Raw genomic sequence first — 7,965 nt, forward strand, 5'->3', positions numbered from 1 at the left:
TTTACATCTATTTGAGGTTGAACTTTAGAGCCACTTTGCTGCACAACATGAGTCAACTCATGCGCCGTCAACTCATTATTCCCCGGAGATTTCCCCGCCCCAAAATAAACATCACTCCCATGAGTAAACGCCTGAGCGCCCGACTCCCGATTCATTTGGACCGCTTCACCACCCGTATGCTCCCGCACACCACTAAAATCAGCCCCAAAGCGCGGTTCCATAAATCCTCTCACGCCCTCCGATAACGGAGAACCCGATCTCAGTTGGACACCAATCACCCCCATCACCCCCATCAGATCTGGAAACGAGCGCAATCAATTACGCCTGTGGTGCAAAGGCAAATTGATCCGCGTGTACAGATGCGCCAGATGATACAACGGGCGCATCAAATAGACGGAAATCAAGCATCTGGGGATTTAGAGAGTCGTTTGAATGCGTCTAAGGGGGGAGGTTCTCCCTTATCCGAGGACGTGAAAGGATTTATGGAACCGCGCTTTGGGGCTGATTTTAGTGGGGTGCGGGTGCATACGGGTGGTGAAGCGGTGCAGATGAATCGGGAGTTGGGGGCACAGGCGTTTACTCATGGAAGTGATGTTTATTTTGGGGCTCTTAAGGAACCGGGAAATAATGAGTTGATGGCGCATGAGTTGACTCATGTTGTGCAGCAGACAGGTGTTGTGCAGCGGCAGAATCAGAAACCTCAGAAACCGGCAATCAATTTAAAAGAAGTACCGATTCTGGAAGGGATAGCACCTAAGAGTGATGTATTGAGCCATCTGCAATCCTTGGGAGGAACTACTGGTCATGATTCCTCGGTTTACCGCAAGGAGATTCTTCAGTTTCAACGGGAAAATTCGGCTGATAAAATTGTAGCTTCTCAGCAACAGGTTTTGGAGGAACCAAAGGCTGTAGATATTCAGAAAAAAGATAACTCCCACACCCTGAGAAGGTGTATCTCTGGATGTACTCCCCAAACAACTTTTAAGAAGGGGGAAATACTGGGTGTCTCTTCTGGAAATACAGAGGGTTGGGTGGTTGGACTAATAGGAAATAATCAGCGGAGTTTTCCTGATGCATTGAAAGTTGAATATCAAGAACAAAAAGGGGAACGAGATTATTTTACTATTTTGGAAGGACCCTGGGAGGGAACAAAAGCAAGCCTGAAACCAGGATACCTTGGTTTGACAAATTGGGGAGGAGCCGTAGCGGTAACTTTTAATGAAAAAACTGGGATATTAGATTATGGTGGTGGCACTGCCAGAGCAACAATAGATACTAATCCCAACGATCCGAGTGCTCCTAAAATAGCCCTTGATAGAGAATATTCTCTTCGGCTTCCTGATCACCCTCATGCTGGGGGTGATAATTACGGAAATTATGCCAAAACGTGGTTTAGAATTGAAGGTGGACCCCAAGGAGATGAGTATTTACACCGTGGAGACGTTTCTTGGGGATGCGTAAGTGTTACAGATAACAGTTGGCCATCTATTTACAAACATCTAATTAACAAACGGAGTGGCACCCAACATATAGGAACAATTAAAAGAATCAACCACTAATAATGATGTTTTATATCAAAAAGTTTATGGTGAACCGAATCATTTTTTTGCTTTTATGCCAGGCTATTTTAGGTTTGCTATCTTGTAGCACTCAACGTCCGACAATCATATTGAGTACTTCTCCACAGGCAATGCAGGTATCAAACCATTCACAAATGCCAATCTCAGAGCCTTCCCAACTGTTTCCTATCAGTCAGAATGGTAAGTGGGGTTATATTAATTCTACGGGGCAAATTCTTATCAAGCCCAAATTTGATGAAACTGGTCAGTTCTCTGAAGAACTAGCAACCGTCAGAATAGGTGATAAGTGGAGTTATATCGATAAAACTGGACAAATTGTTATTGAATCTGATTTTGATTCTGCTTATAGCTTTTACGAAGGATTAGCTGCTGTAGATATTGATGGCAAGATGGGCTATATCAATAAGACGGGTAAATTAGTTATTCCTCCCCAGTTCGATTTAACATATAGGTTCTCTGAAGGGTTGGCTGCTGTAGATATTGATGGCAAAATGGGCTATATCAATAAGACGGGGCAAATAGTCATCAAGCCTCAGTTTAATGAGGCTAGGGAGTTTTCTAAAGGGCTAGCATTGGTGAGACTCGATGGGCGAGTAAGCTATATCAACAAAATTGGGCAGATAGTAATCAATCCATCTTCAAATTTGGTTAGGGAATTCTCTGAAGGATTAGCTGCTGTCAGAGTTGGAGACAAAGTAGGCTACATTGATACAACTGGTCGGATAGTTATTGAACCCCAATTTGATGAAGGTTATGACTTTTCTGAAGGACTTGCAGTTGTCGCAACTGGTATGATCTCTGCTGAGAGCAAACCACCAAACATGACTAATGTCAAATGGGGCTATATTGACAAAACTGGGAAAATGGTTATTGATCCACAGTTTAAGGAGCGACCTATTAATTTCTCTGAAGGGTTGGCAGCAGTAAAGATTGAGGATAAGTGGGGCTATATCAACAAAACTGGGCAGATAGTTATAGAACCCCAGTTTGATTGGGCTAGTATCTTCATCGAAGGGCTGGCATGGGTAAAGATTGGTGAAAAGCAAGGCTATATTGACAAAAAGGGAAAGTATGTCTGGAATCCCACAAACTGACGAATTATGCAATAGTTGAGGGCTCCATCACAGCCTCAATTGGTCGTAAATTTTGAGTAAATTGACATGGATTCTTTAAAATCATTATATCCAGAAATTAGAGAGGTTTTTCAAAACTCAATTCCCAATTTTTGGACAGAATTGAAGGTGGTACTAGCCAAATTGTTTGAAGAACCAATGATTCCAGAGGCGATATTACCATTAGCTTCCTGTCAAGCTGTTGATGGAGAAGCCAAAGAGGCTATTCATGTTTGTGCTGCACTTCTAGCTCTGGGTCTATGCCTACGCATTTTGGATGATTTGGAAGATCAAGATCGAGATGGACAGCTATGGAAGGAGGTCGGCGCCACTAGAGCTTGGAATTATGCTTCAGCTATTCATATTCTTTCCTTTGAAATCCTGAGCAAAGCATCTCTTGAACCCAAAATATTTCACAAAATTAATCAGTCCTATATTGATGCCTTTTTTCGTATATCAGTAGGTCAGGATAGAGAGCTAGTTGGAACTACTCGAACTGTTGAAGACTATTGGTTAACCGTAGAAATGAAAAGTGCTGGCTTTGTGGCTACAGCTTGTGCTACTGGTGCTATGGTGGGAACAGATAACCCTGAACTGATTCAATCTTGTGGTGTTTTTGGTCATCATCTGGGGCTTGCTCTACAAATTCTTAACGACATGGAATCCATTTGGCAACCTGATGGTATAACTGACTTAAAGCAGGGAAAAATTACTCTCCCTTTGCTCTATGGGTTGGAATCTCATCACTCAGAACGAGATGAGCTATTGTCCCTAGTGACAGACAATGAAATCGCTACTCATGCAGAACGAATCAAAGAAATATTAGACAAAATTGACACGAAAAGCTTCTTGATATGGGCGGCTCTAAAAGAACGGGAACAAGCCTTAGAAGCTATAAAAATTTGTCCCAATGCTGAGGGAAGAGAAGTGCTGGAATCCTATATAACCGGGATGTTTGGAGATATTGATTTATTACTGGAAACACCAGAAGATGACAAGACTTAACCCAAATCACCAAATCTTTGCCATCAGCAATCTGAAACCGAGTAACTCTGGAACACCACTAACCTCTTCCGGATTCTCCAAGATTTGAACCTCTTGATTCGGGCGATAGATATAAACAGTGCGATTTTTGCGATCAATCAACCAGCCTAGAGATACACCATTCTCTATGTATTCCTGCATCTTCGTTTTCAAACTACTTAAAGTATCACTCGCCGAGCGTAACTCAATCACACGCATCAGGACAAATCGGCGCAAAAGATGCTTTTTCCGCTTCAGTCAGAGCATTCCACCGTTCTGTTTTAATCCAAGATGCATCAGGCGTTCGCGAAGCGTCTCCGTAGGAGAATCGCGTAGCACCATTAGGAAGCGTAAATCCTGCACTAGAGTCAAAACCCTTTCCCTGTACCATCAAGTTCCGCCCAAATACCAAGCTGTACAGCCAGATTAAAATTGCGGTTTCCAGTATCTGAAAAAGCAGGTGGCATAATCACAACATCTCCAGCCGCAGTACGTTCGATACGCAAGTCTCGATTGGCTTGGCAAAAAGCATAGAACTCCTCGCGAGTCATTGGCGCGATCGCGGGTAGCGAAATCCTTAAGGGAGTGGTTTCAGTTTGGATGAGTAGAGTTGTGGTCATAGCAATATTCTCTTCCGCTAAGACGTGCACCTTCCATAATTGGTCGAGATGTCCTGTATCAAATGCAATTATGGGTCAAGGCGGATACTGCGATCGCTTCTCTAGCACCAGCTTACCCTGATCGCCTGTGCAGATTTTCCCTTGATAATTGACTATAATTGTATAACTCCTCAAAATGGTTGAAGCAATTTGCTTGGGATAAGTAAATCATCAGGCAACTGAGGCGGTATCATGGAGTATAAACCTATACAAAAGAAAAATTTATCCTGGACTCCAACCACGGTACAGAAAAAGGGTAAAAGTCCAGGTAAAATGGGGCATTTTTCAATTCAACCCAAGTCAAACCTGTCATCTGCCCCATCCCAAGAAATCGGGGAATATTCCAGAGCCTCAGCCGATAGACTCGCCGCCAATGTAATGCGAGGAATCCAAGCCAAGGAACAGGAGCAAGCCGAAGAGTCAACGCTACAGCGTAAATCTGAATCACCCTGGGCACCAACGTTTGATGCCCCCCCACCCTTAGCACAAAGCCCTGCTTCCCAACTAAAAGGTGCTTTTGCCCCAGTATCAGAAAACCCGATTCAACGACAATGTGCTGATTGTGCCAAGGAAGAGGAAGAACAGGCGGGAGAAGCAGGGAAAGACTTAGAGGAAATTGGCATTCAAACGAAATTGACCGTAGGAGCGCCAGGAGATCCCTACGAGCAAGAAGCTGACCGAGTAGCGTCTCAGGTAATGTCCATGTCAGCGCCTCCTGATAGTTCAGCGTCCGTTCAGCGTCAGTTGGACACCAATCACCCCCATCACCCCCATCAGATCTGGCAAAGAGCGCAATCAATTACACCTGTGGTGCAGAGGCAAATTGATCCGCGTGTGCAGATGCGCCAGATGATACAACAGGCAAATCAAATCGATGGAAATCAAGCATCTGGGGATTTAGAGAGTCGTTTAAATGCATCTAAGGGTGGAGGTTCTCCATTATCCGAGAACGTGAGAGGATTTATGGAACCGCGCTTTGGGGCTGATTGGCTGATTTTAGTGGGGTGCGGGTGCATACGGGTGGTGAAGCGGTGCAGATGAATCAGGAGTTGGGCGCTCAGGCGTTTACCCATGGGAGTGATGTTTATTTTGGAGCTGGGAAGTCGCCGGGGAATAATGAGTTGACGGCCCATGAGTTGACTCATGTGGTGCAGCAGAATGAGGAAGTACTACGCAACAAGAATGAACAAACAGAAAACTCACAGATCCATTCACAAGAAATACAAACTATAGTTTCTTGCCAGAGAAGTGAGGGATATCTGCAAGCTCAGGAAGAGCAATCTCACTCCCAATCTGAAAGTAACCCAGAAAGTCTCCTAACTTCCCAGGAGCGTAGTGGGGTTCAAGAGCTACTTTCTGGCATGAATGGCATCAATCGTAATGCAGCCTTATTCATTGCAGGAGCTTTCTATCAGTGGTTACGTAACAACGGGGAACTGGGGCGCTGGGTGTTAGAGGCAGTTTCTTTAGGTACTTCTAGCGTCAGCGAAGACTTAGAAGCAGTAGAAGAATCCCTTCCTAGGAGCGGGCCTTTTGAAATGGGTAGGACAGCCGGAGACCTCGCAGGCATCGTCACAGGAGTGTTAGAGATGATTGCTGGGGGTGGTGCAGTTGCAGGGGGAGGAAGTTTGTGTTTAACGGGAATAGGTTGCATTGCAGGTGCTCCTGCCACGGTGGTTGGAGGTGCTACAGCAGTACATGGAGGAAGCGTTGTTATTGAAGGAACGGGTAATATTGCCGAGGATTTCGCTGGGTTAGTTAGTCAGGTTTTTGCCATTAGTGGTGGAGGAGAGGGAAATGGAGGTGACACCAATGACATAAACTGGGAGTGGAAAAGTAAGCCCACATTTGGTCACACATTTAACAGACATTATGCTTACACTACAGCTAGAAATTCGAGGAGACATGGAGAAATTACCTTCACCATCGCCATTAACTGATGGGGAAAGGCATGATGTTAGTATTGACATAAATAGCATATTTATTATTGCCTGTGAGAGACTTGAAGAAACAGGTATGGTTTTCTTTAAAATGAGTGGTTTTGGACGAGATCCTTGGCCTGTAGAGGTTTATCCTGACTTGGCATGTATTCTCGAACAGCTAGTCGAAGCGATCAATGCTATTCGTCAAGATAATTATCCATTTGATTTAGAACTCTATGAACAAGGCACGAATAAAACAATCATATTTAATGAAAAAAAAGACGCTCACACCATAGAAGTAAAATGTCGCGACTTTGTTCCTCAACGAGGAGATCATTACAGAGGAGCTTGGAGACCTAATCCAGACAAGGAATTAGTGAAGAAGAATGACATTTTATCACAACTTGTAGAGCTTAAAGCTTCTTTTATCCAAATAGTTCAGAATGCTTATCCTGATCTGGCGACTGAAGATTTATTTATAGAATGGTGTAAAAGCTGAAACCCATTCAATACGGCCTTTCACAAATGCTCTTTTAGTAGCAGGTAAAAGGGAACTGAAAACTTAAACCATTAATACCATGAGTGATTATCGTATTCTTATGAAGATCATTCTATCAACACAAAATCAACCTACGGAAAAAACACAGCATTTTAGAGGAGAGGAGAAAATTGCTGTTCCCGATAGTCTGCAAATTGTCAAGTATCCTGACGACGTTGAATACTATCTTTTGTATCTTGACAAAGAAGGAAACGAGCTAACAGATACATACCATGACCAACTTGAGGATGCACTTGCTCAGGCAGAGTGGGAATTTTCTGTGAGTCCTGAACAATGGGAGATTCTTTAAATAGTTTATGATTTAGCCATCATCTCAAGATGTCTTGGGTCAAGCCGCTATCCGGCGTTTTCTCGGAATGGACAGGCAGTAACATATCGGAGAATCACCCAGGATTCTTGAGGGAATCGGCTCCAATCCTTAAATTATCGGGCAACTGAGGCGGCATCATGGAGTATAAACCCGTACAAAAGAAAAATTCATCCTGGACTCCAACCACGGTACAGAAAAAGGGTAAGAGTCCATCTAAACTGGGGCATTTTTCAATTCAACCCAAGTCGAACCCATCATCTGCCCCATCCCAAGAAATAGGGGAATATTCCAGAGCCTCAGCCGATAGACTCACCGCGAATGTGATGCGAGGAATCCAAGCTAAAGAACAGGAGCAAGCCGAAGGGTTAACCCTGAGCGAAGTCGAAGGGTCAACGCTACAGCGTAAATCTGAATCACCCTGGGCACCAACGTTTGATGCCGCCCCACCCATAACACAAAGCCCTGCTTCCCAAATAAGAAGTGCTTTTGCCCCTGTCTCAGAAAACCCGATTCAACGGCAATGTGCTGATTGTGCCAAAGAAGAGAAGGAACAGGCGGGAGAAGCAGGGAAAGACTTAGAGGAAATTGGCATTCAAACGAAATTAACCATAGGAGCGCCAGGAGATCCTTACGAGCAAGAAGCTGACCGAGTAGCATCTCAGGTGATATCAATGTCAGCGCCTCCTGATAGTTCAGCGTCCGTTCAGCGTCAGTTGGACACCAATCACCCCCATCACCCCCATCAGATCTGGAAACGAGCGCAATCAATTACGCCTGTGGTGCAAAGGCAAATTGATCCG

General features: G+C 44.3%; 8 protein-coding genes and 2 pseudogenes. 8 read left to right on the forward strand and 2 right to left on the reverse strand.

Going from position 1 to position 7,965, the window contains the following annotated elements; translation table 11 throughout:
* Positions 1–221 (reverse strand): eCIS core domain-containing protein (locus RIC07_RS09640; protein ID WP_446394323.1); only part of this gene is annotated, 221 nt, incomplete at its 3' end.
* A 42-nt stretch (positions 222–263) separates the two neighbouring features.
* On the opposite strand from RIC07_RS09640, the gene RIC07_RS09645 reads away from it, so the two are divergent.
* The 3 genes from RIC07_RS09645 (at position 264) to RIC07_RS09655 (ending at position 3,697) form a co-directional block, all read left to right on the forward strand.
* Entirely contained in the window at positions 264–1,559 is a 1,296-nt protein-coding gene (locus tag RIC07_RS09645) for an eCIS core domain-containing protein (protein WP_446394324.1), read from the forward strand.
* 2 nt (positions 1,560–1,561) lie between these two features.
* Positions 1,562–2,674 (forward strand): WG repeat-containing protein, encoded by a 1,113-nt coding sequence (locus RIC07_RS09650; protein ID WP_446394325.1) that lies wholly within the window; start codon positions 1,562–1,564, stop codon positions 2,672–2,674.
* A 66-nt stretch (positions 2,675–2,740) separates the two neighbouring features.
* Positions 2,741–3,697 (forward strand): polyprenyl synthetase family protein, encoded by a 957-nt coding sequence (locus tag RIC07_RS09655; RefSeq protein WP_446394326.1) that lies wholly within the window; start codon positions 2,741–2,743, stop codon positions 3,695–3,697.
* 6 nt (positions 3,698–3,703) lie between these two features.
* Here RIC07_RS09655 and RIC07_RS09660 read toward each other — a convergent pair.
* A pseudogene (locus RIC07_RS09660) lies at positions 3,704–4,335 on the reverse strand (Uma2 family endonuclease).
* 231 nt (positions 4,336–4,566) lie between these two features.
* Between RIC07_RS09660 and RIC07_RS09665 the strand changes: the two are divergent.
* The 5 genes and pseudogenes from RIC07_RS09665 to RIC07_RS09685 all read left to right on the forward strand — a co-directional run.
* On the forward strand, positions 4,567–5,415 hold the full coding sequence (locus RIC07_RS09665; RefSeq protein WP_446394327.1) for a hypothetical protein: 849 nt from the start codon (positions 4,567–4,569) through the stop codon (positions 5,413–5,415).
* Positions 5,361–6,314 (forward strand): eCIS core domain-containing protein, encoded by a 954-nt coding sequence (locus RIC07_RS09670; protein ID WP_446394328.1) that lies wholly within the window; start codon positions 5,361–5,363, stop codon positions 6,312–6,314. The genes RIC07_RS09665 and RIC07_RS09670 overlap by 55 nt, the downstream gene beginning before the upstream one ends.
* Positions 6,280–6,795 carry a hypothetical protein gene (locus RIC07_RS09675; RefSeq protein WP_446394329.1) on the forward strand — a complete coding sequence of 172 codons (516 nt, stop codon included), beginning with the start codon at positions 6,280–6,282 and terminating at the stop codon, positions 6,793–6,795. Before RIC07_RS09670 ends, RIC07_RS09675 begins: the two co-directional genes overlap by 35 nt.
* A gap of 79 nt (positions 6,796–6,874) precedes the next feature.
* Positions 6,875–7,144, forward strand: a complete 270-nt coding sequence (locus RIC07_RS09680; RefSeq protein ID WP_446394330.1) for a hypothetical protein — start codon at positions 6,875–6,877, stop codon at positions 7,142–7,144.
* A gap of 158 nt (positions 7,145–7,302) precedes the next feature.
* Positions 7,303–7,965: pseudogene (locus tag RIC07_RS09685) on the forward strand (hypothetical protein); the annotation flags it as partial.

Origin of the sequence: Coleofasciculus sp. E1-EBD-02, from assembly GCF_040218245.1 — a bacterium.
GTDB lineage: Bacteria > Cyanobacteriota > Cyanobacteriia > Cyanobacteriales > Coleofasciculaceae > Coleofasciculus.

Coding starts and splice junctions, on each gene's coding strand:
- RIC07_RS09655 (WP_446394326.1), top strand. CDS start 2,741: ATGGATTCTTTAAAATCATTATATCCAGAAATTAGAGAGGTTTTTCAA.
- RIC07_RS09665 (WP_446394327.1), top strand. CDS start 4,567: ATGGAGTATAAACCTATACAAAAGAAAAATTTATCCTGGACTCCAACC.
- RIC07_RS09675 (WP_446394329.1), top strand. CDS start 6,280: ATGGAGAAATTACCTTCACCATCGCCATTAACTGATGGGGAAAGGCAT.
- RIC07_RS09680 (WP_446394330.1), top strand. CDS start 6,875: ATGAGTGATTATCGTATTCTTATGAAGATCATTCTATCAACACAAAAT.
- RIC07_RS09650 (WP_446394325.1), top strand. CDS start 1,562: ATGATGTTTTATATCAAAAAGTTTATGGTGAACCGAATCATTTTTTTG.